The organism is Pseudomonas sp. P5_B2, assembly GCF_056400445.1.
This window is the reverse complement of the sequence record NZ_JBFULH010001421.1, coordinates 1-614: the sequence shown is the minus strand read 5'-3', so window position 1 is coordinate 614 and position 614 is coordinate 1. Positions and strand designations below refer to the sequence as shown.

The 614-nt window shown below is 54.6% G+C and carries 2 protein-coding genes; both read right to left on the bottom strand.

What is annotated here, in order from left to right:
* On the bottom strand, positions 1-272 hold a 272-nt coding region (locus AC1DRJ_RS31590; RefSeq protein ID WP_477805557.1), incomplete at its 3' end, for a LysE family translocator.
* 107 nt (positions 273-379) lie between these two features.
* Positions 380-614: cupin domain-containing protein (locus AC1DRJ_RS31585; RefSeq protein ID WP_477805556.1), on the bottom strand; the 235-nt coding region annotated here is incomplete at its 5' end.

The window sequence follows — 614 nt, the reverse complement described above, 5'->3', positions numbered from 1 at the left end:
GCTTTTATGGCCAGGAAGAGGAGGTAGAGCCCTCCTGCCACTTTGAGGACGACGAGCGCTTGCGCATATTGCGTTAGCACGGCCGATACGCCGGTGGCCGCCAATATTCCCCAGAAGAACGACCCACTGATAACACCTGCTGCGAGCGACAATGCCGACCGCCGGCCTTGGTTCATGGCAACGCCCATGATCCGCATATTGCTAGGGCCAGGACTTGCGGCTCCGATGATATATGCGGTGAAGACAATCAGCAGGTTGTGGACATCGATCACGTTTATGTTCTCCCTTATGAATCTGCGCGAGGTGCTAGCGTCGATGAGCCACGCCGTATCGCCGGACGTGACCGAGGGCTACTGAAGCTCCCGCAAGCCACTGAATATTAGAGTTCCCGTGTAGGACGGTGTAGCTCCGTTACCGACATCGTGAATACCACTTTGGACTTCCCATTATTCGAATAGCTATGGGGTACATCTGTCTTGGCTACTGCTGCGCTGCCTTTAGTAATGATCAGTTCGGTTTCGCCTACCTCAAGATGAAGCGTCCCTGACTCCACATGAAACAGCTCAGTTGTTCCCTGAGGGTGTCCTGAGGAGGCAAACGTTTCACCGGGATAC